Genomic DNA, 23194 nt, shown 5'->3' on the forward strand with positions numbered 1-23194 from the left:
AAAAACTGGCCCGATATCTATGCAGTCGGGTCAGTGAAGGAGTGAAACTCCTGCAAACGCTCAACCTCTTCCCGCGCCCCCAGAATCACGGCCACTCTCTGATGCAAGCTACCGGGTTCCACCTCGAGGATATTCCGGTGCCCAGTACTGGCAAGACCACTAGCCTGCTCCACCAGCCAACCCATGGGGTTGGCTTCATACAACAACCTCAGACGCCCGCCCCGCCCTACGCTGCGGCTATCGAGTGGATAAAGAAACACGCCACCACGCACCAATAAACGATGTACCTCTGCCACCATGGTCGCCACCCAGCGCATGTTGAAATCCTTGCCACGCGGCCCACTTTTCCCTGCAATGCATTCCTCGATATATCGCTGTACCGGAGGCTGCCAGAAGCGTTGATTAGACATATTGACGGCAAACTCCTGGGTGCTGGCGGTAATGGTCAAGGCTGGATGGGTCAGGTAAAACTCACCTTGTTCAGGGTCAAGGGTAAACCCATATACACCATGTCCAAGGGTCAGCACCAGCATGGTCGACGTGCCATATAAAGCATACCCAGCCGCCAGCTGCTGGTTACCAGATTGTAAAAATGCAGCCTCATCAATGTGACCCTCTGGAGCCTTCAGAATGGAAAAAATGCTGCCTACGGACAAGTTCAGGTTGATATTCGATGATCCATCAAGCGGATCAAACACCAACAAGTAAGGTGCCTGCTTACCAGTAAATATCTGGGCATGCTCCAGCTCCTCTGAGGCCAGCGCCGCGACCTGTGGGCTTTGGGCAGCCATCTGCACAAAAATATCGTTGCTGATGAGGTCCAATGTTTTCTGCTGCTCGCCTTGCACATTCTGCTGATCAGCCTCTCCCATATTGCCTCGCAACGCACCATGACTAATCTCATGCGCCACGGCCTTGCATGCCAATGCAAGCGTTGCCACTACCTCAGTCAGGCTTGGAGCAAGCTGAAATTGCGTGGCCTGCTCTGCCAGGAAATCCGATAAATTCAACATCGTCAGTGCTTCCTCTCTACATGCTTGCGGCATACTGCAAGCCATTGGTTGTACCAGACACCTCTATGCATGAGGTGTTTCATTTTTACAACTCGCTACCGTTAAGAGGTTTTAGTTGTATTAAATTCGATAGACAACTAAAAACCGCTCGGTTAAAGTGGGTTCCGTTTGTGTCAAATTAGAGACACTCAATAATAATTAGGACAGATGTATGCGCATTAAAATTTCAGGGATCGCCACCAGCCTAGTACTCGCACTGAGTATCAGCGGCTGTGCCACCCAAGCCAATAAAGACCCACTGGAAGGCTTTAACCGTGGCGTTTATAAGTTCAATGATACTGCTGATAAAGCCGTACTGAAACCCATTGCAGGCGCATACAAGGCAGTCCTTCCTAGCCCGATTCGCACAGGGGTCAACAATTTCTTCACGAACCTGGGCACCTTCACCTCTCTGATCAACAACATCCTGCAGTTGGAGCTGGGTAAGGCCATGGATAATGCTGGCCGCCTGGTGATCAACTCCACCATTGGTATTGGTGGCCTGATTGATGTTGCCTCGATGGATGGCGTACCTAGACACAAAGCTGATTTCGGCCAGACACTGGGCAAATGGGGCGTTGGCAGTGGCGCTTACTTGGTGCTGCCATTTGTAGGCCCAAGCACCATCCGCGATACCGCTGGCCTGACGGTTGACACGCTCTACTTCGACCCTATCCAGTACACCAATCATGTCCGTATACGTAATCAATTGCGTATGCTCAGCTTCGTTGATCTGCGTTCACAATATTTGCCAGCGAGCGATCTGGTCGATGATGCAGCACTTGATCCATACATTTTCATGCGCGAAGCCTACCTGCAACGTCGTGATATCGCTGTACATGGCAAAGCCACGCAGTATGATGATTTCGACGACGATGATGATGACGACGAAACCCCAGCTGGACAGCAATAACCAAACAAAAAGCCACGCAAATGCGTGGCTTTTTTATTGATGCGTAGAAGCTGACTGACTTACTCTCCACTTGCAACCGTCATGCGTTCAATCAAGATAGACCCTGTGTGTTTGGAACCCTGTACCAGCACATCATTGCCTACTGCCACGATACTCATAAACATTTCTGCCAAATTGCCGGCAATCGTGATTTCCTCAACCGGATAGGCAATCACGCCATTTTCCACCCAGAAACCAGCTGCACCACGGGAGTAATCACCCGTTACCATATTGATACCGTGCCCCAGCAACTCCGTCACCAGCAGCCCTGTGCCCATGGTCTTCAGTAGCCCAGCAAGATCAAGATCACCGTGTCGTATGATCAAATTGTGGTTACCACCAGCATTACCCGTACTTTGCATCCCTAACTTACGAGCGGAATAGCTGCCAAGCATATAGCCCTGCAACACGCCATCCTTGATCAAGGTCCGTGCATGGGTTTCCACGCCTTCATTGTCAAATGGTGAGCTTGCCAGTCCGCGCGGCACGTGCGGCAACTCTTCAATATTCACGAGTGAAGACATCACCTGCTTGCCTAGGCTATCCAGCAGGAAAGATGATTTTCGATACAAACTGCCACCCGAGATCGCAGAAACCAGGTGAGAAATTAAGCCAGAAGCCAGTGGCGCCTCAAATAGCACGGGTACCTGACAAGTCTTGACGCGACCTGGGCTGAGACGACGTACTGTACGCTCACCGGCACGCAAGCCTACCGCAAGCGCTGAATCCAGGTCAGCAGGGTGCCGGGCGCTGGAATACCAATAATCCCGTTGCATGCTTTCACCTGCCTCAGCAATGACCGAGCAGCTCAATCCATGGCGGGAACTGGGATACCCAGCGTTAAAGCCATTGCTATTGGCGTAGGAAAACAGGCCCTCATAAGTGGAAACCGAAGCGCCTTCGGAATTACTGATACGGGGATCAGCAGACCGGGCGGCCTGCTCGCACTCCAGTGCCAAGGCTAAAGCCTCATCAACGCTGATATCCCAGGCATGATGCAGATCAAGATTTGGAATGTCGCGTGCCAGCAAAGCAGGATCAGCCAGTCCGCAGAACTCATCCTGTGCGGTATAACGTGCAATATTACAAGCCGCTGCGACGGTATCCTTGAGCGCCTGCATACTGAGATCAGAGGTGCTGGCATGACCTTTCTGCTGACCGAAATACACAGTGACAGACATACCCTTGTCACGGTTGTATTCAATGGTTTCAGTCTCACCCATACGTACCGAGACATTCTGGCCAATGCCCAGGCTCACTTCTGCTTCAGCTGCGCTTGCCCCTGCTGCTTTGGCAAAACGCAACACTTCATCGCTCAGTCCCTTCAGCTCATCCAGCGTGTATGAAAAGCGCGAATCATGGGCTGTCTGGTCGTTCACGGGCGTCTCTTTGCAAAAAACTGTTATCATACATCAGCATGAAACCGAACAAGACAGAAAACACCGAACCGGGTATCGAACCCATCAGCAAAACCAAGCGCAAGGCCGAAGCCGATGCGCAGCAAGCCATCGGCGTCACACTAGTTGGCCTGCCCAAGGACAAGCTTGCCAAGCTGGAACTGCCTGAAGCCCTGCTGGATGCAGTGAATGAAGCCAAGCGTATTAACTCCAATGGTGCGTTGCGCCGACAGATGCAATACCTCGGACGCTTGATGCGCGATATTGACACTGCACCTATCGTTGATCAATTGCAGCGCTGGGAAGGCTCGCATAATGAAGAAAATGCGCGCTTCCACCGCTTGGAACAATGGCGTACCCGCTTGCTGGAAGACGAAGCTGCGCTGGCAGAGTTCATTAATGAATATCCCAACACCGAAGCACAGCAGATTCGCAACCTGATTCGCAATGCACGCCGGGAGCACGCCGCAGATAAGCCACCCAAGAGCAGCCGGGAGCTGTTCAAACTCATCCGTGGCATCACGGAAAATATAACGCCAGAAACTGAACTCGACGCTGATTAATCCATCAGTGCAATAGCCAGTCAGGCCCTCTGGGAGTTTCCGGCTGTGCCAGCTAATGCTGAGCATGTGTTGATTGCCCGAATGACTCGGGCAACACCAGCGTAAACTTTAACAAGACATTGCAAACCTCATGGGCTTAGCTTATTTAACACTTATCCCCTTTCTCGGGGCAGTTTTCACGAAACTCAGCACCCGGCTGGGACGATACTCATCGGCCTGGGTTTCCTTATTCTCTGCAACGCTATCGCTGTATTTGCTATGGCCATTGGCTACGCAAGTCTGGCAGGGTGCCACCATCATCCAGCGCGTCAGTCCCTGGCTGCCAGAGCTTGGCATTGATATATCGTTCCGGCTGGATGGCCTATCGCTATTGTTCAGCCTGATGATCCTGCTCGTCGGTCTCATCGTGGTGATCTATGCCCGCTACTATCTCTCACCGCGCGACAGCATGGGGCGTTTTTATACTTACCTGTTGCTGTTCATGGGCTCCATGCTGGGTGTCGTGCTCTCGGAAAACATCATCCAGCTTCTCATGTTCTGGGAGCTCACCAGCCTGTCTTCATTCCTGCTGATCAGCTATTGGCAACAACGTGAAGAAGCCAGCCGTGGCGCGCGTATGGCGCTAACGATTACCGGCGGCGGTGGCCTTGCCATGCTAGGTGGGTTTCTCCTCTTAGGGCAGATGGCTGGCAGTTACAATCTCAGCGATATCTTGCTGGCCGGTGATGCCATCCGCAGCCACGAGCATTACCTGCCCATGTTGCTCCTGATCTTGCTGGGAGTATTCACCAAGTCAGCGCAGTTCCCCTTCCATTTCTGGCTCCCCAATGCGATGGCGGCCCCCACGCCTGTGTCGGCTTATCTGCATTCTGCCACCATGGTCAAAGCGGGTATTTTCCTGCTGGCACGCCTGTTTCCTGCCTTGTCTGGCACGCCGGAATGGACTTGGATCGTTTCCACTGTCGGTATCATCACTTTCCTGACAGGCAGCTATATCGCGCTGTTCAAGCACGATATGAAAGCCTTGCTGGCCTATTCCACGATCAGCCATCTTGGCCTGATTGTCGCGCTATTCGGCATCGGTACGCCGCTGGCAGTAGTCGCTGGCGTATTCCATATCATCAACCATGCCACCTTCAAGGCCTCCTTGTTCATGCTCGCGGGGATAGTCGACCACGAAACCGGCACGCGCGATATGCGTCAGTTGCGCGGCCTGTGGCGCTACATGCCTTACACCATGGTGCTGATGGTGATTGCCGCCGCCGCGATGGCGGGCATTCCCGGGCTCAATGGCTTTATTTCCAAGGAAATGTTTCTTGAACAAGTCGTCGAGCAGGGTCATCACGCCACACACACCTGGCTGCTACCTGCGATTGTGACGCTAGGCGCGGTCTTTTCAGCGGCTTACTCTATTCGCATTGCACACAATGTCTTCTTTGGCGGCGAACCTAGTGACCTGCCAAAAGAGCCGCATGATCCTTCCGCCGGCATGCAAATTCCAGTGGCTATTCTCGTGCTGGCCTGTATTGTCGTTGGCTTGTTTCCAGCCATTGCCGAACCACTGGTCACGCTGGTCGTTGGCAGTTCGCTACAAGGTGCCGCACCTGAGATTCACCTTGCCATCTGGCATGGATTTACCCCAGCGTTGTACATGAGCGCAATTGCACTCGCAGGCGGCATCCTGGTCTATCGCCAGCGTGAAGCCTTCTTCTCCCTGCAAACCCTGGTGGATGGCAGACTTGATGCCAAGATCATCTATAACGGCGCCATGCGCAGGTTGTTTGCCTGGTCCAGCGCCATCACCATGAATGCCGACAATCTCTCGCAAAAACGCATGTTATGGATATTATTCGTCACGGCCATTGTCTTGGGAGGCTATGGCTTCATCAGTGGCGGCAGCGCCTTGACCGGTAACCGCCCCATGCTACCTGTTGATCCCATGAGCGTGATGGTCGCCGTGATCATGATGGCAGCTGCCATTGCGACTGTCGTCATGCATCAGCAACGCTTTACCGCACTGGTATTGGTGAGCGCCGTGGGCTTGGGCGTAGCACTCACTTTCGTGAAGTTTTCTGCACCAGACTTGGCGCTGACACAGCTCGCGGTCGAGTTCATCACGGCCGTTCTACTATTGCTGGCCTTGTTTTTTCTGCCTCAGACGACCCCAGATGAGCAGGACCGCCTGCGCCAGGCGCGTGACATCTTCATCGCCGTAGTGTCAGGGCTAGGTATTGCAGCCTTGAGCTATGCCGTGCTGACTCGTGGTTATGACACCATTGCCGATTACTTCATCACCAACAGCGTCAGCGGTGGCGGCGGTGCCAATGTGGTCAATGTCTTGCTCGTGGATTTCCGCGGCTTCGACACCATGGGGGAAATCACGGTGCTGGCGCTAGCTGGCCTGGGCATCTATGCCATGCTGGATCAGCTCAAATTGCTCAGTCCCAAGCAGGATGCCGATGGCCGCCCCTGGAACCCCGATACCCACCCCTTGATTCTTGCCACCTTCAGCCGCATCCTGCTGCCACTGGCCTTGCTGGTTGCCATCTTTATCCTGCTGCGCGGGCATAACCTACCGGGTGGCGGCTTCATTGCAGGCTTGGTGACCTCTGCTGCGCTGATCGTGCAATATCTCGCCAATGGCGTAGAATGGACACGCAGCAAACTGCCTGCCAACACACACCCACTTATTGGCTATGGCCTCTTGATTGCAGCCAGCACCGGCATTGCCAGCTGGTATTTTGGCTACCCGTTCCTCACCTCAACCTTTGATCACCTGAACCTGCCAGTGCTGGGCGAGTTTGAGCTGGCATCCGCCATGGCCTTCGATATCGGCGTGTTCCTGGTAGTGGTCGGCACCTCGCTGCTAATTCTGATCAACCTGGGCATGATCCATCAGGTTAGCTACCTGCCACGCGTGAATAAAAACCCAGGTAATAAAGAGCCCAAAGCGGCACGTAGTACACCAGTCGGCAACAAGACCGACAAGTCCACAACACAAACACAGGAAGACATGCCATGGAAGCGTTGATCTCCATCCTGATTGGCATACTCACCGCAGGCGGCGTTTACCTCTGCCTGCGCAGCCACACTTTCCCCGTCGTCCTCGGTCTCACGCTGTTGTCCTATGCCGTGAACCTGTTCCTGTTCATGATGGGGCGCCTAGTGATCGGCAAGCCTCCCATCATCAGCGAACAAGCCAGCAGCTATGCTGACCCATTACCACAGGCACTAGTGCTGACGGCGATTGTCATCAGCTTTGCCATGACCGCCTATATCATCGTATTGGCACTCAAGGCACGTACCGAGATGGGCAATGATCATGTGGATGGAAAGGATATCCGTTGAGCCACCTTGCCATCATCCCGTTGCTACTGCCGCTGTTTACCGGCATCTTCCTATTGCTGTTGCGCGAGCAACGCATCTATATCAAACGTACCATCTCCGGCCTTAGCAGCATTGCACTGATTGCCGTCTCCACCCAGCTATTGTGTGCCGTCAGCGATGGCAACATCCTGGTGTATTCGTTGAGCAACTGGCCTGCGCCTTTCGGTATTGTGCTGATGGCAGATCGCCTGGCAGCCCTGATGGTGTTGACTACCTCGCTACTAGCCCTGTTTTCACTCATTTATGCCATGAGTGGCACGGATAGGCAGGGACGCCAGTTCCACATCCTGTTCCAGTTGCAGTTGTTCGGGCTTAACGGGGCTTTCCTCACCGCCGACCTGTTCAACCTGTTCGTGTTCTTCGAAGTATTGCTATTGGCGTCGTACAGCCTGTTGCTGCATGGTGGAGGACGCAAGCGCATACGCTCCGGCTTGCACTTCGTCGTCATCAATGTAGTGGGCTCTTCACTGTTCCTGTTTGCCGTCGGTATTCTCTACGGCATTCTGGGTACACTGAATATGGCTGATCTGGCAGTCAAGGTCGCCCATGTCAGCCCCGAGAATATCGGCCTCGTGAAAACCGCGGGCTTGCTGCTGTTTGTCGTATTTGCATTAAAAGCCGCGTTGTTGCCACTTTACCTCTGGCTACCCACCGCCTATTCGCAAACCAGCGCCCCTGCTGCTGCCTTGTTCGCCATCATGACCAAGGTAGGTGCTTATAGCATCCTGCGCGTCTACAGCCTGATCTTCGGCAACGAAGCAGGCCCGCTTGCCAACCTGCTGGATGGCTGGTTGCTGGGCATGGCGCTCACCACCATCATCATTGGCAGCTTTGGCCTGCTGGGCAGCAAACGGTTACGCCAGCAAGTCGCCTATCTGGTCGTGATTTCCGCAGGCACCCTGCTCACCGGCTTCAGCCTCAACTCGCAGGCTGGCATTGCCGCCGGGCTGTATTACCTGCCGCACACGACCTTCGCGACGGCTGCGCTATTCCTGCTTGCCGACCTCATCGTACAGCGCCGCGACCAGATGGAAGATAAGCTGGAGGCCGGGTTGGTCATCACCAAGCAAAAATTTCTCGGCGTCATGTTCTTCGTACTCGCCATCATTGCCTCTGGCCTTCCTCCTCTGTCGGGCTTCCTCGGCAAGTTCATGCTGTTGCGTGCTGCACTGGAACACCCAGCCCTGCCTTACATCATGGCGATTGTCTTGGTGAATGGCCTATTGACCGTGATTGCCATGGCACGCACAGGCGCGTTGTTCTTCTTTGCAGCCCATGCAGTCGACACTGCCACCAACACCTATATCAAGCAGAGCGAACCCGAGCCGCTCAAGGTACGCGAACTACTGCCCATCCTGTCATTGCTCGGCCTGTGCGTGCTCATGACTTTGTGGGCTGGCCCCATCAATAGCTACAGCCTGGAAACTGCCAACCAGTTACTGGATACACCAGCGTACATTGATGCCGTTCTTGGAAAGGAAGCACAATAATGCAACGCTTCTTGCCCCACCCGCTGCTCACCATCATCCTGGCGATCATCTGGTTATTGCTCAACAACAGCATAGAGCCAGGGCAAATTGTCCTGGGCCTGCTGCTCGGCTGGGCAATCCCATTTTTTGCCCTGCAATTCTGGCCAGATAAACTCAAAGTGCATAAACCGCTCACCTTGTTGCGGTTCAGCTTTATCCTGCTCTATGACATCATCGAGGCCAATTTCATTGTCGCCATGCGTATTCTGGGCAACCCGGAGAAGCTGCGTCCGGCCTTTATCGTGGTGCCTATCGACCTGAATTCCGATTTCGGCATGAGCATTCTCGCCAATACCACCTGCCTGACCCCTGGCTCACTGTCGGCGCTACTCGCACCTGACCGTAAAAGCATCCTGGTGCATGCGATTGACGTCGATGACGTCGATGCTTTCATCCATACCATCAAGACACGTTACGAACTGCCACTGAAGGAGATTTTCGAGGAATGATAGAAATCGCCATCCATATCGCATTCGTGCTGGTTTCAGCCGCGCTGGCACTGAATGCCTGGCGCCTGCTCAAAGGCCCAAGCGCGCCTGACCGCATCCTGGCCCTAGATACGCTCTACATCAACACCATCGCCTTACTGGTCGTGTTTGGCATCCATATCAAGAGCATGGTGTATTTCGAGGCGGCGTTGCTGATTGCCCTCATGGGTTTCATTGGCACCATTGCCATGTGCAAATACCTGTTGCGCGGAGACATTATCGAATGAATATCGTACTGGAAATTTTGCTCTCGCTACTGATTGTGACCGGTGCCTTGCTCACCTTTATCGGCTCACTTGGCCTGGCCAGGCTACGCGACTTTTACACCCGCCTGCACGGCCCGACCAAAGGAACGACACTGGGCGTGGGCTGCCTGCTGATTGCCTCTTCCATTTTTTTCAGCGTGCAAGGAGAGGGCCTCAGCTTGCATGAAGTGCTGATTACCCTGTTTCTGTTTATCACTGCACCAATCAGCGCTCACTTGCTAGCGAAATCAGCATTGCACCTCAAGGTGGAGTCGCTGGTGCCCTTGCCGGACGAAGCCATCGCCCGCAAGAACAGCCAACACAAGCCTTACCAGACACTGGACTAAGCTACTAAATACTCAATGCGCTGGCGGCGCTTTGTCAGCGCCCGCCTGATCCTGTGTGGCAGCTTGCAAATCCTCCACACTCACATGACTGCTACGCTTGGGCGGAAACAGGAATAAGGCTGGGTTCTGGATAAAGCGCTTGGCCAAGGTCTTCAACAATAAGCGCCACTGGGCAAAGGTGACCTTGCGTGATTTCATTGCCACATACAGCGCCAAACTGAAACTCACCACAAGATTGGTCGTGCCTATCAGCCAGATGCCGAGGATAGCAGTCACCAGCACCTGCCATGAAAAAATGAAATCCAGCGCCATAAAGGAATAACCGGTAAACGCCGAGGCAAAAGCGATATGGCGGATATCGATAGGCACGCCCAGTAGCACACCTAGGCCAGACATGCCGCCCAGCAAGCAACCAAAATAAAAGTTACCTGCCAACGCGCCCAGGTTATTCTCCACATAGCGCGCGACACGATCAAGGCGCGCAGGCCCCAGCAACCATTCCAGCCAGCCCAAAGCACGTAAGCGTTGCGGGATTTTGTTATAAACCGCCATATTGTCGTGATAGCCCGCAATCAGGCCGGAAAGGAACAGGCACACCCCGGCAATCGCCGCATAAAACACGGCGCCGCTATGGAACGGATCGTTGGCGTCCAGCAAGGCATGCGCTTTTTCCGGCGTGATGAAGTGCTCGCCAGTCGCCGTCAGGATCAACCAGCCCACCAGCATCGCCACTGGTACCGCCATCATTACGTTACCAAGGATAGCAATGGTTTGACTGCGGAATGTCTGCGCAATAATGGTCACCAGCTTATCGAGGTTCTTGTTCTTGCGGTCACTGGCGTCAATGCTCGCCGCAATCGCCGCTGCCGTCATCGCGGGCTGCTTGGTGGCTACCGTGAAGTGCAGGATGTGAATCAACGCAAAACCCAGGCCGTAATTGAGGCTGAACAGGATAGCCTCAGTCAGGGGCGCATAATGGTGCTTGGCGGCAATGATCTTGAGCATGGTCATGAGTGCAATGATCACGCCCGCCCCCATCGCTGAGCGCATCAAGCCAAAATATTCGCTACGCGTCTCGGTGATGTAGTGTTCGCCAGTACGGCTCGCATTCTCCGTCACGCGCAAAGCCATCAACTCGACATTCTCACGGAAATGCTGGCGCACATCATTCTTGTGACGCTCAGCGGAAACCAGCGTCTTGAACAATTGCACCATGGCCACGCCAGCATCTGCCTCGCTGCGTACCAGCTTGATGATACCCAGCAAGCTCTCCAACCGCCGCACCTGTTGCCCCATGCGCTGCAGCAAGAATGTCAGGCGCACGCTGGTCCCGGTTTGCGAACTATTGCGCCTTATCTTGGCAATCACTTGGCGGCATTGATCCAGCATTACGAGTATGTGGCCCACATCGTGTTGCTGCTCCAGGGGCTTGGCAAGCAAAGCCTGCAACTCAACACTCTGGGTAATAAAAGGCGAATCGTGGTACTCGATCTCGGGGTGATTGCGGATCAACTCAGGCTCAAGGCCAGAAGCAGCGAGCCGGTAAGATAGCACCTGCGCCGCATCCAGCAGGCTTTTCTGGCACTCAGCCACCTTCTCGGCAGGCACTTCATTAAAGCGCAAGGCATGCACCAGTTGCAGCCAGACCTCATCAGGCACGGAAGATACCCACTCCTCATCGCCATTCTTTGGGAATATCTGCCCAAATAAGTCCTTGAGATAAGCCGGATTAATGGCATCGGGCAGCATCTTGTGGCCAATACGGCGTGCCAACTCTGTAAAAAAACCACTGTTAGGCTGAATGCCAGAATCCACATACAGCGAGATAGGCTTGCGTCCCACCAGCAGGCTGACGATAGCATCACGCAGCAAGCGTGCCTTGTCCGGATCGCTGTTCAATACATGGCAAAGTGCCTGCACTGCATGGGCAGCATGCGCGGTATCGTTATTGTGGCGTGGACGAATTTCTGCCACCAAGTCAGCAACCAAGTGGGCGGCATTCGTATTATGTTGTGCGTAATCGCGCAGGATTTCTTCCATCAGCATATTTCTATCGAAAACATTTTTGTGATTATCAGGAATTGATTTCTTTGTTCTTATCATCCCACATATGAGCTTGAGGCACGCACTATAATGCCGCTCCCAGCGTCAGATGCAGGCGCTTTTCGCTGTTGACACGGCGCAAGACCAATTCCACCTCCTGCCCAGCATGGCGATGAACGATTTGCTGTAGTGCCTGCGCTGACGGAATAGGCTCCCCAGCAAGATTGAGCAAGACGTCCCCCACAGCCACCCCAGCTTGCGCCGCAGGAGATCCGGTAATCACCGCCAGCACCGTCAAGCCGGGTTTAGCATCGTCCTTGCTGGGTTGCATGACATGCACACCCAGCGCGGGCGGTGCCAGCTTGCCCCAGTAAGTAGCAAAGTAACTATAGACCTCACCTTTCCCAGCACTGGTTCCCTGGCTCTTTGACTGCTCCTTGATTTGCTGCAGCCTCATTGCCGCAGTTGGCGCAGCGATCAGCTTGGTATACACAATCACCGCATCCGCCTTGACCTTGGCTGCCTGAGAAACGGCGCGTGAAGGCGGAACATCGGTGGTTTCAAAACTGGAATAACCCAACATTTCGTAACCATCATTCAGCATGCGCTGGTAATCATCCGTTTCATTCACGCCTTTATAGATGGTTGGTTCCTGGCCACCTGGGCTCAGTTTCACGCCATGCAATTGGCGAGCGACATAGTGCTGGGTATAAGGATTATCCTCAGCAGGTACCTCCACCGGCGGCACAGCAATCACGGGCTGATCCGGTATCGGCTGCTTCACCACCGGCTTGCTACAAGCAGCCAGCATGGCTAGCAATAATACGATGACATAGGGATGCATCATCCTCTCCACTCATTTTTCCTAGCGACAATGGTATGATGAAACGATGTTTTTTTCATCGCCTGCGTACACGCTACAGGCAGATTAACCGACCAACTCCATCAACCATCACTCTTCACTTATGGCAATAGACATCATCCGTATCGGCCTGGTTTCGATCAGTGACCGTGCATCCAGCGGCGCTTACGAAGACAAGGGCATCCCTTCCCTGCAAGAGTGGCTAGGCCGCGCATTGGCAACCCCGTGGGAAAGCACGCTACGCGTGATTCCTGACGAACAGGATGAAATAGAAGCAACCCTGCGCGACCTGGTGGATTTCGATGGCTGCCACTTGGTGCTGACCACAGGCGGCACTGGGCCTGCTATTCGCGACGTCACACCAGAGGCAACTCTGGCAGTGGCAGACAAGGTGATGCCTGGCTTTGGCGAACAAATGCGCCAGATCAGCCTCAACTTCGTGCCCACCGCCATCCTCTCACGCCAAGTCGCGGTCATCCGCAAGCGTAGCCTGATTATCAACCTGCCGGGGCAACCCAAGGCTATTGCCCAAACCCTCGAAGGCCTGAAGGATGAACATGGCAAAACCGTGGTGCCTGGCATTTTTGCCGCCGTGCCTTATTGCCTAGATTTGATCGAGGCACCTTACATCGAGACCAATCCCGACATCGTATCGTCATTCCGCCCTAAATCCGCACAAAAGCCCGCTTGATCCATGGCCTCGGAATTCGACCTCATCAAGCGTTACTTTAATCGCCCGCAGCCAGACGCTATCCTGGGCGTGGGCGATGATGCAGCCTTGGTGCAAGTCTCTCCAGGCATGCAGCTGGCCATCTCTGCCGACATGCTGGTAGCAGGCACTCACTTTTATGCAGACATAGATTCCTGGATGATAGGCTGGAAATCCATGGCAGTGAATATCTCCGATATGGCTGCCATGGGCGCTCAACCTCGTTGGGCCACATTGGCTATCGCCTTGCCAAAAGCGGATGAAACCTGGGTCGCCAGGTTTGCTGAAGGTTTTTTTGCCTGCGCCGAGCAATTCAATGTCGCCCTGATAGGTGGCGACACCACACGCGGGCCGCTCACCATCAGTGTACAGATCATGGGCGAAATTGCGCCAGGCCAATCATTGCTACGCAGCAATGCCCAAGCGGGTGATGATCTCTGGGTATCTGGGCCATTAGGCGATGCCGCATTGGCGCTGGCAGCCATCCAGGGACGATTCCCCCTCAGCGAGGCTGAACTTGACGCATGTAGCCCGGCCTTGCATCAACCCCAACCCAGAGTGGCCCTGGGGCTGGCTTTGCAGGGTTTAGCTCACAGCGCACTGGATATCTCCGATGGCCTGCTTGCCGACCTTGGGCATATCCTCGAACGCTCAGAGCTAGGAGCTGAGGTCTGGCTGAATGCCATTCCACAGTCAAAAACTGTAAGCGCACACTCTCACCAAAGCGAAGTCCAGGCGATGATTCTCTCCGGCGGTGATGATTACGAACTATGCTTTACTGCCCCAGCAAAAAATCGCCACCGTATTGCAGAGATTGGCCAAAAGCTAGGCCTGACCCTAGCAGTCATCGGGCAGATGACCGCATCCCCCACACTCACCATTCTAGGGCTGGACGACACCCCGCTGACTCTCAAGGAGCATGGCTTTGACCATTTTGCCTGATCGCCACTTTCTGTTGCGCCACCCTGCGCATTTCCTTGCACTTGGTTTTGGCAGCGGCCTGGCGCCCAAAGGCCCGGGCACGTTCGGCACCCTGGTAGCATTACCACTATTCGGCCTATTGCTGCTGTTGCCTGAAGTGAGCCACCTGCCTATCCTGGCGCTATTATTCCTGATGGGTATTCCACTCTGCGGCATAACGGGACGCAACTTAGGCGTCAGCGATCACGGTGGTATCGTCTGGGATGAGATTGTCGCCTTCATGCTAGTGCTGGAATTCACACCCAAGGCCTGGGAATGGTGGCTTTATGCCTTCCTGCTCTTCCGTCTGTTCGATATCTGGAAACCCTTCCCCATCCGCACACTGGATCGCCAAGTACATGGCGGCTTCGGCGTGATGCTGGATGATGTGCTCGCCGCAATCTATGCAATTGCCGTATTGAAAGGAACCCAATGGTGGATGATGCAACACTTTTAACTCTGGCTCACGAGCTTGGCACCGCCTTGAAGAATAAAGGCTGGAACCTGACCCTCGCCGAATCCTGCACCGGTGGCTGGGCAGCGCAATCTGTTACAGCGATCGCTGGTAGCTCGGCATGGTTTGACCGCGGCTTTGTCACCTACAGCAACCTTGCTAAACAACAGATGCTAGGGGTTGGCGCAGATACACTGGAACAATACGGTGCGGTCAGCGAGCAAACTGCAGAGGAAATGGCCTTGGGTGCCATCGCCCACAGCTCGGCAGACATCAGTGCAGCCATTACCGGCATTGCCGGGCCAGAGGGCGGCAGCACTGAAAAGCCCGTCGGTACGGTATGCTTTGGCTGGAGTTGTAAAAGCGGTCAAATCCTCACGCAAACAGAAGTATTTTCAGGTGATCGCGAGGCGGTGCGGAGACAAGCGGTCAAAACCGCATTAACAGGCTTGTTGCAACTTACCTTAGCCACTGATTTATGAAATAATTGCAGGCTTTAGCAGGTAACTCGAAAAGGTATTCACTGATGGATGAAAATAGAAGCAAAGCGCTAGCCGCCGCCCTCTCGCAAATTGAGAAACAATTCGGCAAAGGCTCCATTATGCGCATGGGCGACACTGACGTCGCCGCTGACATCCAGGCAGTCTCTACCGGCTCGCTGGGCCTGGATATTGCCCTCGGCATTGGTGGTTTGCCACGTGGCCGTATCGTGGAAATTTATGGCCCTGAATCATCAGGCAAGACCACGCTGACATTGTCCGTGATTGCACAAATGCAAAAACTGGGTGGCACGGCAGCGTTTATTGATGCTGAACACGCACTTGATCCGCAATATGCGCAAAAGCTAGGCGTGAATGTTTCCGAGTTACTGATCTCCCAGCCTGATACTGGCGAACAAGCACTTGAAATCGCCGACATGCTGGTGCGCTCAGGCTCTGTTGATATCGTTGTTGTCGACTCTGTAGCAGCACTGACACCCAAGGCCGAAATCGAAGGCGAAATGGGCGACTCACACATGGGCCTGCAAGCCCGCCTGATGTCACAAGCGCTGCGTAAGCTCACGGCCAACATCAAGCGCACCAATACGCTGGTCATCTTTATCAACCAGATCCGCATGAAGATCGGCGTGATGTTCGGCAACCCCGAAACCACCACTGGCGGTAATGCACTGAAGTTCTACGCCTCTGTGCGCCTGGATATCCGCCGCACTGGCGCCATCAAGAAGGGTGATGAAATCACCGGCTCCGAAACTCGCGTCAAGGTGGTGAAAAACAAAGTTTCGCCCCCATTCAAGCAAGCAGAATTCGACATTCTCTACGGTGAGGGTATCTCGCGTGAAGGCGAAATCATCGAGTTGGGCGTGAACCTCAAGCTGGTTGAAAAAGCGGGTGCCTGGTATAGCTACAAGGGCGATAAAATTGGCCAAGGCAAAGATAATGCGCGCGAGTTCCTCAAGGAGCACCCGGCGATTGCCGATGAAATTGATGCCAAGATTCGTGAACAATCCAACCTGGCCAATGCCGCGATGACCACGGCGCCGGATGAAGAAGACGACGAATAAACCTGCCACCAGCCTGCGCGAGCGGGCTTTGGCTTATCTGGCACGCCGGGAATATTCCTATAAGGAACTGCAGCAAAAGCTGACCCCGCATGTGGGAGAGGACGATGACCTACCCTCACTACTTGAAGATTTCAAGAAACGTGGCTGGTTATCCGATACCCGTTATACCGAGCAGATCGTCCATGCACGCAAAGGCCGCTACGGTAGCCTGCGCGTAGCCCATGAGCTCAGGCAACATGGCATCAGTGATGAGTTGATCAGCAAAGCAGTTGCTGACATGGCAACAGATGAGTTGGCCGCTGCCAGGACGGTATACCAGAAGAAGTTTACCCAGGCACCGCAATCGCGAGAAGAATGGGCCAAGCAAGCCCGCTTCCTGCAAGGCCGCGGGTTTGGGTTTGAAGTAATACGCAAAGTGCTGCGTGGCAGCCCGGAAGATATTGAGTGATGCAACATAGCACGTTGCATCCATGGATTTTTTTGACATTAACGCTTTGAGCAAGAACATATATCAATGAAGAGCAACCAGATTCGCCAGGCTTTCCTGGATTACTTCGCCTCCAAGGGCCACCAGATCGTTAGTTCCAGTTCACTGGTCCCCGCTGGCGACCCTACACTGCTCTTCACCAATGCAGGGATGAACCAGTTCAAGGACGTATTTCTGGGTTTTGACAAACGCCCCTACACCCGTGCCACCTCCTCGCAGAAGTGTGTACGCGCTGGCGGCAAGCACAACGATCTGGAAAACGTCGGCTATACCGCGCGCCACCATACCTTCTTTGAAATGCTGGGCAACTTCAGCTTTGGCGACTATTTCAAGCGTGATGCCATTAATTTTGCCTGGGAGCTGCTGACCGAAGTCTTCAAGCTACCCAAAGACAAGCTCACCGTCACTGTCTATGCAGAAGACGACGAAGCCTACGATATCTGGACCAAGGAAATCGGCGTACCTGCCGAGCGCGTGATTCGCATCGGCGACAACAAGGGCGCGCGCTATGCTTCCGACAACTTCTGGATGATGGGTGATACTGGCCCCTGCGGCCCCTGTACCGAGATTTTCTATGACCACGGCGACCATATCTGGGGCGGCCCTCCAGGTAGCCCCGAAGAAGATGGCGACCGCTTCATCGAAATCTGGAACAACGTCTTCATGCAGTTCAACCGTGACGAAGCTGGTGTCATGCATCCGCTGCCCAAGCCTTCGGTCGATACTGGGATGGGCTTGGAGCGGATTGCTGCTGTGTTGCAAGGCGTACATAGCAATTACGAGATCGATCTGTTCGAAAATTTAATTACCAGTGCTCGTTCAGCAATATTCACTGCATATGAAGATGACTCATCATTCAATGCACTAATGACTGAAAAAGAACAAGGCATTGTTAATCCATCGCTGAAAGTTTTAGCAGACCATATTCGCTCATGTGCATTCTTGATTGCTGACGGAGTAATTCCTGGCAACGAAGGGCGTGGCTATGTATTGCGCCGGATCATCCGCCGCGCGATTCGCCACGGCTATAAACTTGGAGCCAGACGCAGCTTCTTTCATTTAATGGTTTCTGCTTTGGTAGCCGAGATGGGCGATGCCTATCCCGAGCTCAAGAGCGGCGAACAGCGTATTACCGACATCTTGCGCCTGGAAGAGGACCGGTTCTTCGAGACCATTGAGCACGGTATGGCGATCCTGGACGCTGAGTTGGCCGACATGGCTAAAACCGGCAATACCGTATTCAACGGCGAAACCGCATTCAAGCTGCACGACACCTTCGGCTTCCCGCTTGACCTCACAGCAGATGTCTGCCGTGAGCGTGAAGTCAGCGTAGACTCCGCCGCTTTCGACGCCGCCATGACACGCCAAAAAGAACAAGCCCGCGCCGCAGGCAAGTTCAAGATGGCCACTAACCTTGAATATGTAGGGGCGGCCACTACATTCCAAGGCTACGACACTCTGGAAGCGCCGGGCAAAGTGCTGGCACTATATAAGGATGGCAGCGCTGTCGATAGCTTGAATGAAGGCGAGCTAGGCGTGGTCGTGCTAGATAACACCCCCTTCTATGCCGAATCTGGCGGCCAGGTCGGCGATCAAGGTATATTGAAGGGCGCGGAAGGTATCTTCCAGGTAGAAGACACCTTAAAAATCCAGGCTAATGTGTTCGGCCATCACGGCGTATTGAACACCGGCACCCTGCGCGTAGGCGACGAAGTCAGCGCACGCGTGGACCTCGTCTCGCGCCATCGCACCATGCGCCACCACTCGGCCACCCACCTCATGCACAAAGCCTTGCGAGAAGTGCTGGGCAGCCATGTGCAGCAAAAAGGCTCATTGGTAGACCCTGACAAGACACGCTTCGATTTCGCGCACAATGCTCCCGTCACCGATGAGGAAGTCCGTCGCATTGAAGATATCGTCAATGCCGAGATTCTCGCCAATGCGCCGACCCAGGCACGTGTGATGGATATTGAATCGGCACAGAAAACCGGTGCCATGATGCTATTCGGCGAGAAATATGGCGATGAAGTCCGCGTACTCGACATCGGCACTTCGCGCGAACTGTGCGGCGGCACGCACGTCGGCCGCACAGGCGATATTGGCCTATTCAAGATTACTTCCGAATCAGGCGTTGCTGCCGGGGTGCGTCGCATTGAGGCAGCTACTGGTGATGTAGCGCTACACTATATCCAGCAACAGCAGCAACTGCTTGCCGATGCTGCTGCCTCCTTCAAGGCACCAGCAGCAGAACTGGCTAGCAAGATCAGCCAGACTCTGGATCATATCAAAGCGCTGGAGAAGGAACTCGCACGCCTGAAATCCAAGCTGGCCTCATCGCAAGGTGATGAGCTTGTAAGCCAAGCGGTGGAGATCAATGGCGTCAAGGTTCTGGCTGCGACATTGGAAGGCGCAGATGCCAACACCTTGCGCGAAACCATGGACAAGCTCAAGGACAAGCTCAAGACTGCTACTATCGTGCTTGCTAGCGTTAATGGCGACAAGGTCAGCGTTGCCGCTGGTGTCACCGCTGACACTATCTCCAAAGTCAAAGCTGGCGAGCTGGTCAACTTTGTTGCCGCACAAGTCGGCGGCAAAGGTGGCGGCAAGCCGGATATGGCCATGGCAGGTGGCACCGATGCCAGCAAGCTGCCACAAGCACTCGCCAGCGTTGCTAGCTGGGTAGGCGAAAAACTGAATTAACCGCCGCGGGGGCATGCATGACAGCCACCCGCGTTTTATTGATGCACTTTTGATACCGACATAGATATGGCACTTATCGTACAGAAATACGGCGGCACCTCAGTCGCCAATCCAGAACGCATCGGCAACGTCGCCCGCCGCGTGGCTCGCCACAAGGCATTAGGTCAGCAAGTCGTGGTCGTGGTTTCGGCAATGTCCGGCGAAACCAACCGCCTGATCGGCCTGGCCAAGGAAGTGATGCCCAACCCTAGCCCACGTGAACTTGATGTGCTCGTCTCCACCGGCGAACAAGTCACCATTGCCCTGCTTGCCATGGCCCTGCAAGAGCTTGGGGTAAAAGCCAAGAGCTACACCGGTAGCCAGGTCAGCATCATCACTGACAATGCTCACACCAAGGCGCGCATTCTCAAGATTGATGAAGAGCGTATCCGCAAAGATCTTGATGACGGCCATGTCGTTGTCGTCGCTGGTTTTCAGGGTGTTGACGAGCAAGGCAATATCACCACCCTAGGCCGCGGTGGCTCCGATACTACCGGCGTCGCGCTGGCAGCTGCTCTCAAGGCCGATGAGTGCCAGATCTACACCGATGTAGACGGCGTCTACACCACCGACCCACGCGTCGTGCCTGAAGCACGCCGCCTCAAATCGGTCACCTTCGAGGAAATGCTGGAAATGGCCAGCCTGGGCTCCAAGGTACTGCAAATCCGCTCAGTCGAGTTTGCAGGCAAATACAAGGTCAAACTACGCGTGCTTTCCAGCTTTGAGGAAGAAGGCGAAGGCACGTTGATTACTTTTGAGGACGACAACAATATGGAACAACCCATCATTTCCGGTATCGCCTTCAACCGCGATGAAGCCAAAATCACCGTACTAGGTGTACCTGACCGCCCAGGCATTGCCTATCAGATCCTGGGCCCAGTGGCTGATGCCAACATCGACGTCGACATCATCATCCAGAACGTTGCCGCCGATGGCACCACCGACTTCACCTTCACCGTGCACAAGAACGACCTGCAGAAGGCCCTAGACATCCTGCGCGACAAGGTACAAGGCCATATCGGCGCACGCGAGATCATCGGCGACGACAAGACCGCCAAAGTCTCCGTGGTCGGCGTCGGCATGCGCTCCCACGTTGGTATAGCCAGCCAGATGTTCCGCACCTTGGCTGAAGAAGGCATCAACATCCAGATGATCTCCACCTCCGAGATTAAGATTTCTGTCGTTATTGACGAGAAATACATGGAATTGGCAGTACGCGTATTGCATAAGGCTTTTGGACTAGAAGAAGTTTAAGAATTACGCCGTTTTGGCGTTGATTTTTACGGCGTAATCAAGTATTGTTACGCCCTCGTGCGGAGAGCTGGCCGAGTGGTCGAAGGCACTTCCCTGCTAAGGAAGCATACGGGCTTAAACCTGTATCGAGGGTTCGAATCCCTCGCTCTCCGCCATCAACAACCTAACCTCCTATTTTATAAAGAATTCAATAGGGGCTTGGGTTTCAAGATGGCCTGGTAAGACACTGAGGTGAGACGCTTATGACAAAGCGAGCCCCCGACATGACCATTCAGGATTACATCTATAAAGTAGATTCAACCTGGTATTTCCGCCTCACCATTCCCAAGCAAGTCAGAAATTTCATTCAAGACAATCTCCGGTCTGGAAATGATATTTCACACATCATTCCAGAGCCGCTTCAGAAAAAATACTCTTCAAAGGAAATCAAACTTTCTCTTGAGACAAAAGATTATTCAGTAGCAAAAAAGCTCAGAGATCGTCATTTGGCAACCTACAACAGCTTCTTTGAGGCGCTCTTAGGTCTGATCTCACCAAATGAAACAATTGAGACAGCAAGGAATATCTTGGACATTCCTACCACCTCTCAATTAACTGTCATACCTAATGAAGTAATTGATGCCCATTTCACAAATCTACTGCATGAATCGTTAAACAAGGATGACCACTGGAGAAGAGAGAAAAACCTTAAGCTGTCCACGCTACCCAACTTTATTGGCATCGTTGAGGATAATTTACGGCTTGCAAGACAGGCATTAAGTATTAATGACACCACTATGATTAGTGGCACTGTTGTGGAGACTATTCTCAAACAGTGGGGTTATGATCCAGATTCTGTTGATAGTGATAGTAAAAATCGGATTCGCGAAGCACTGCTTAAAACTAATATTCGCAGTCTTGAATTCGCTTTGGAAAAAAGTAATGGTCAGATTGTCGAGACGCACAAGGTCGTGCCAAAAGTAGATATACCCAAAGCTGTATCACTTGATCTCATACTATCTGAATGGGTCAATGCAGTTCCAAGAAATACAAAAACCATCAAGGATTACTCCTCGACCTTTCTAGCATTTACACAATTCGTGGCGAATAAAGAGGCTAATAAAGTCTCTAGGCGAGACATATTGGACTGGCGAGACTCCTTAGTCTCAGATGGAAAGCTTTACTATAAAACGATTGTGAAGAGAGTTAGGCAAGTCGCTACCATCTTCAATCTGGCTTTTGATAACGAGCGAATCAAAACCAATCCAGCAGTCCGGCTCTCAGTAAAGAAACCTACTATTCTGAATGCGGTACGTGAACCCTTCTCGGAAGATGATCTAACGAAAATATTCTCAGCCCCAATATTCCATGGTGGAGATATTTCGATTGGAGGCAAAGGGGCTGCGGCATATTGGCTTCCCCTCCTGGCACTATATACAGGGGCACGGGAAGAAGAGCTGGGACAATTGAACATTGATGACATCAAGTTTGAATATGGCTCTTACTTTATCGATGTAAACGACCACAACGAAGACCATTCAATTAAAACCATGAATGCTCGTCGAATGATCCCAATTCATTCAAAGCTTATTGAGGCAGGGTTTATAGCGTATGTTAAGCAACTCAGATCGCGCGCTATCACACGCGTCTTTCCTGAACTAACGCTAGACAGTAATCATAAATATACAGCCAACTGGTCAAAATGGTGGAGTAGATATTTAAGAAAAACTATAGGAATTGAGAGCAGAACAAAGGTTTTTCATTCATTTAGACATAACTTCAAAGATGCACTGCGATTAGCAGAAATTGATCCTGAGCTTCAGAACATTATTCTTGGTCATAGTAATAGCGGGAATCAGGGAAGCGTGTATGGAGGTGCAAAAAAACTCAAACTGGCAGCACAGGCAATTTTAAAAGTTGAATATCATGGTTTAGAAGTCCCAATTTTGTTTAAGGAGGATCAACACAATGTTTAATTTATTTGATTTTATACGCAATACATTTACCAATGATCAAAATCAATCCTCTCACCAGCCTACAGAGACTACACCATTGATAGAATCCAACTGGGAAAATTCCTGGGGACAATCCGCACCTCATCAAAGCATTAATGATTGGTCAGATAATATAAACAACAACTCAAATTTTAGTAATTTTGATTCAGATAGCTAAAAATTTTTATGCCA

Annotated in this window: 21 protein-coding genes and 1 tRNA gene; 18 read left to right on the forward strand and 4 right to left on the reverse strand. The window is 53.0% G+C overall.

Annotation, left to right across the window (positions count from 1 at the left end):
• Positions 1-17: 17 nt before the first annotated feature.
• Positions 18-1013: a class 1 fructose-bisphosphatase gene (locus tag ACIKP9_RS06855; RefSeq protein WP_400880917.1), complete on the reverse strand. Its 996-nt coding sequence runs from the start codon at positions 1011-1013 to the stop codon at positions 18-20.
• 211 nt (positions 1014-1224) lie between these two features.
• Between ACIKP9_RS06855 and ACIKP9_RS06860 the strand changes: the two genes are divergently transcribed.
• The gene (locus tag ACIKP9_RS06860) at positions 1225-1965 is read left to right on the forward strand and encodes an MlaA family lipoprotein (protein WP_400880919.1); all 741 of its coding nucleotides are present in this window, start codon (positions 1225-1227) and stop codon (positions 1963-1965) included.
• A 59-nt stretch (positions 1966-2024) separates the two neighbouring features.
• On the opposite strand, the gene pmbA is transcribed toward ACIKP9_RS06860, so the two are convergent.
• Entirely contained in the window at positions 2025-3383 is a 1359-nt protein-coding gene (gene pmbA / locus ACIKP9_RS06865) for a metalloprotease PmbA (protein WP_400880921.1), read from the reverse strand.
• Positions 3384-3421: 38 nt separating this feature from the next.
• On the opposite strand from pmbA, the gene yjgA reads away from it, so the two are divergent.
• The 7 genes from yjgA to ACIKP9_RS06900 all read left to right on the forward strand — a co-directional run bounded on the left by yjgA (position 3422) and on the right by ACIKP9_RS06900 (position 9960).
• Positions 3422-3964 (forward strand): ribosome biogenesis factor YjgA, encoded by a 543-nt coding sequence (yjgA, locus tag ACIKP9_RS06870; RefSeq protein WP_400880923.1) that lies wholly within the window; start codon positions 3422-3424, stop codon positions 3962-3964.
• A gap of 130 nt (positions 3965-4094) precedes the next feature.
• Complete coding sequence (locus ACIKP9_RS06875) at positions 4095-6995, forward strand: monovalent cation/H+ antiporter subunit A (protein ID WP_400880925.1); 2901 nt, start codon at positions 4095-4097, stop codon at positions 6993-6995.
• Positions 6983-7312, forward strand: a complete 330-nt coding sequence (locus ACIKP9_RS06880) for a Na+/H+ antiporter subunit C (RefSeq protein WP_400880927.1) — start codon at positions 6983-6985, stop codon at positions 7310-7312. The genes ACIKP9_RS06875 and ACIKP9_RS06880 overlap by 13 nt, the downstream gene beginning before the upstream one ends.
• Complete coding sequence (locus tag ACIKP9_RS06885) at positions 7309-8841, forward strand: monovalent cation/H+ antiporter subunit D (RefSeq protein WP_400880929.1); 1533 nt, start codon at positions 7309-7311, stop codon at positions 8839-8841. Before ACIKP9_RS06880 ends, ACIKP9_RS06885 begins: the two co-directional genes overlap by 4 nt.
• Positions 8841-9329 carry a Na+/H+ antiporter subunit E gene (locus ACIKP9_RS06890; protein ID WP_400880931.1) on the forward strand — a complete coding sequence of 163 codons (489 nt, stop codon included), beginning with the start codon at positions 8841-8843 and terminating at the stop codon, positions 9327-9329. Before ACIKP9_RS06885 ends, ACIKP9_RS06890 begins: the two co-directional genes overlap by 1 nt.
• Entirely contained in the window at positions 9326-9595 is a 270-nt protein-coding gene (locus tag ACIKP9_RS06895; protein ID WP_230347967.1) for a K+/H+ antiporter subunit F, read from the forward strand. The genes ACIKP9_RS06890 and ACIKP9_RS06895 overlap by 4 nt, the downstream gene beginning before the upstream one ends.
• Positions 9592-9960, forward strand: coding sequence for a Na+/H+ antiporter subunit G (locus ACIKP9_RS06900; protein WP_230347968.1), 369 nt, complete (start codon positions 9592-9594; stop codon positions 9958-9960). Before ACIKP9_RS06895 ends, ACIKP9_RS06900 begins: the two co-directional genes overlap by 4 nt.
• 12 nt (positions 9961-9972) lie before the next feature.
• Here the strand turns inward: ACIKP9_RS06900 and ACIKP9_RS06905 are convergent, their stop codons facing one another.
• Both ACIKP9_RS06905 and ACIKP9_RS06910 read right to left on the reverse strand, forming a co-directional pair.
• Complete coding sequence (locus ACIKP9_RS06905) at positions 9973-12006, reverse strand: site-specific recombinase (protein ID WP_400880934.1); 2034 nt, start codon at positions 12004-12006, stop codon at positions 9973-9975.
• Positions 12007-12088: 82 nt separating this feature from the next.
• Positions 12089-12850, reverse strand: a complete 762-nt coding sequence (locus ACIKP9_RS06910; protein ID WP_400880936.1) for a PDZ domain-containing protein — start codon at positions 12848-12850, stop codon at positions 12089-12091.
• 118 nt (positions 12851-12968) lie between these two features.
• Between ACIKP9_RS06910 and mog the strand changes: the two genes are divergently transcribed.
• The 10 genes from mog to ACIKP9_RS06960 all read left to right on the forward strand — a co-directional run bounded on the left by mog (position 12969) and on the right by ACIKP9_RS06960 (position 22984).
• A complete protein-coding gene (mog, locus tag ACIKP9_RS06915) occupies positions 12969-13556 on the forward strand; it encodes a molybdopterin adenylyltransferase (protein WP_230347971.1) in 588 nt (195 codons plus the stop codon).
• A gap of 3 nt (positions 13557-13559) precedes the next feature.
• Positions 13560-14516 (forward strand): thiamine-phosphate kinase, encoded by a 957-nt coding sequence (gene thiL / locus ACIKP9_RS06920; RefSeq protein WP_400880938.1) that lies wholly within the window; start codon positions 13560-13562, stop codon positions 14514-14516.
• Positions 14494-14991, forward strand: coding sequence for a phosphatidylglycerophosphatase A family protein (locus tag ACIKP9_RS06925; protein WP_400880940.1), 498 nt, complete (start codon positions 14494-14496; stop codon positions 14989-14991). Before thiL ends, ACIKP9_RS06925 begins: the two co-directional genes overlap by 23 nt.
• Positions 14967-15470 (forward strand): nicotinamide-nucleotide amidase, encoded by a 504-nt coding sequence (pncC, locus tag ACIKP9_RS06930; protein ID WP_400880942.1) that lies wholly within the window; start codon positions 14967-14969, stop codon positions 15468-15470. The genes ACIKP9_RS06925 and pncC overlap by 25 nt, the downstream gene beginning before the upstream one ends.
• Before the next feature lie 44 nt (positions 15471-15514).
• Positions 15515-16549, forward strand: coding sequence for a recombinase RecA (gene recA / locus ACIKP9_RS06935; RefSeq protein ID WP_400880944.1), 1035 nt, complete (start codon positions 15515-15517; stop codon positions 16547-16549).
• Positions 16530-16997 carry a recombination regulator RecX gene (recX, locus tag ACIKP9_RS06940; RefSeq protein ID WP_400880946.1) on the forward strand — a complete coding sequence of 156 codons (468 nt, stop codon included), beginning with the start codon at positions 16530-16532 and terminating at the stop codon, positions 16995-16997. Before recA ends, recX begins: the two co-directional genes overlap by 20 nt.
• A 66-nt stretch (positions 16998-17063) precedes the next feature.
• Positions 17064-19736, forward strand: a complete 2673-nt coding sequence (gene alaS, locus ACIKP9_RS06945) for an alanine--tRNA ligase (RefSeq protein ID WP_230347977.1) — start codon at positions 17064-17066, stop codon at positions 19734-19736.
• 66 nt (positions 19737-19802) lie between these two features.
• Positions 19803-21029, forward strand: a complete 1227-nt coding sequence (locus ACIKP9_RS06950; protein ID WP_230347978.1) for an aspartate kinase — start codon at positions 19803-19805, stop codon at positions 21027-21029.
• A gap of 61 nt (positions 21030-21090) precedes the next feature.
• Positions 21091-21184: transfer RNA gene (locus ACIKP9_RS06955), tRNA-Ser, on the forward strand.
• A gap of 108 nt (positions 21185-21292) precedes the next feature.
• On the forward strand, positions 21293-22984 hold the full coding sequence (locus tag ACIKP9_RS06960; protein WP_400880948.1) for a DUF6538 domain-containing protein: 1692 nt from the start codon (positions 21293-21295) through the stop codon (positions 22982-22984).
• Positions 22985-23194: the final 210 nt, after the last annotated feature.

It is taken from the genome of Methylobacillus methanolivorans (genome assembly GCF_044751345.1).
In the GTDB taxonomy this organism is placed as follows: Bacteria; Pseudomonadota; Gammaproteobacteria; order Burkholderiales; family Methylophilaceae; genus Methylobacillus; species Methylobacillus methanolivorans.

Excerpts from the sequence above, each read along its gene's own strand:
- ACIKP9_RS06855 (WP_400880917.1), bottom strand. The coding sequence starts at position 1,013 with ATGTTGAATTTATCGGATTTCCTGGCAGAGCAGGCCACGCAATTTCAG.
- ACIKP9_RS06860 (WP_400880919.1), top strand. The coding sequence starts at position 1,225 with ATGCGCATTAAAATTTCAGGGATCGCCACCAGCCTAGTACTCGCACTG.
- yjgA (WP_400880923.1), top strand. The coding sequence starts at position 3,422 with ATGAAACCGAACAAGACAGAAAACACCGAACCGGGTATCGAACCCATC.
- ACIKP9_RS06875 (WP_400880925.1), top strand. The coding sequence starts at position 4,095 with ATGGGCTTAGCTTATTTAACACTTATCCCCTTTCTCGGGGCAGTTTTC.
- ACIKP9_RS06880 (WP_400880927.1), top strand. The coding sequence starts at position 6,983 with ATGGAAGCGTTGATCTCCATCCTGATTGGCATACTCACCGCAGGCGGC.
- ACIKP9_RS06890 (WP_400880931.1), top strand. The coding sequence starts at position 8,841 with ATGCAACGCTTCTTGCCCCACCCGCTGCTCACCATCATCCTGGCGATC.
- ACIKP9_RS06895 (WP_230347967.1), top strand. The coding sequence starts at position 9,326 with ATGATAGAAATCGCCATCCATATCGCATTCGTGCTGGTTTCAGCCGCG.
- ACIKP9_RS06900 (WP_230347968.1), top strand. The coding sequence starts at position 9,592 with ATGAATATCGTACTGGAAATTTTGCTCTCGCTACTGATTGTGACCGGT.
- ACIKP9_RS06905 (WP_400880934.1), bottom strand. The coding sequence starts at position 12,006 with ATGCTGATGGAAGAAATCCTGCGCGATTACGCACAACATAATACGAAT.
- ACIKP9_RS06910 (WP_400880936.1), bottom strand. The coding sequence starts at position 12,850 with ATGATGCATCCCTATGTCATCGTATTATTGCTAGCCATGCTGGCTGCT.
- mog (WP_230347971.1), top strand. The coding sequence starts at position 12,969 with ATGGCAATAGACATCATCCGTATCGGCCTGGTTTCGATCAGTGACCGT.
- thiL (WP_400880938.1), top strand. The coding sequence starts at position 13,560 with ATGGCCTCGGAATTCGACCTCATCAAGCGTTACTTTAATCGCCCGCAG.
- ACIKP9_RS06925 (WP_400880940.1), top strand. The coding sequence starts at position 14,494 with ATGGCTTTGACCATTTTGCCTGATCGCCACTTTCTGTTGCGCCACCCT.
- pncC (WP_400880942.1), top strand. The coding sequence starts at position 14,967 with ATGGTGGATGATGCAACACTTTTAACTCTGGCTCACGAGCTTGGCACC.
- recA (WP_400880944.1), top strand. The coding sequence starts at position 15,515 with ATGGATGAAAATAGAAGCAAAGCGCTAGCCGCCGCCCTCTCGCAAATT.
- recX (WP_400880946.1), top strand. The coding sequence starts at position 16,530 with ATGAAGAAGACGACGAATAAACCTGCCACCAGCCTGCGCGAGCGGGCT.
- alaS (WP_230347977.1), top strand. The coding sequence starts at position 17,064 with ATGAAGAGCAACCAGATTCGCCAGGCTTTCCTGGATTACTTCGCCTCC.
- ACIKP9_RS06950 (WP_230347978.1), top strand. The coding sequence starts at position 19,803 with ATGGCACTTATCGTACAGAAATACGGCGGCACCTCAGTCGCCAATCCA.
- ACIKP9_RS06960 (WP_400880948.1), top strand. The coding sequence starts at position 21,293 with ATGACCATTCAGGATTACATCTATAAAGTAGATTCAACCTGGTATTTC.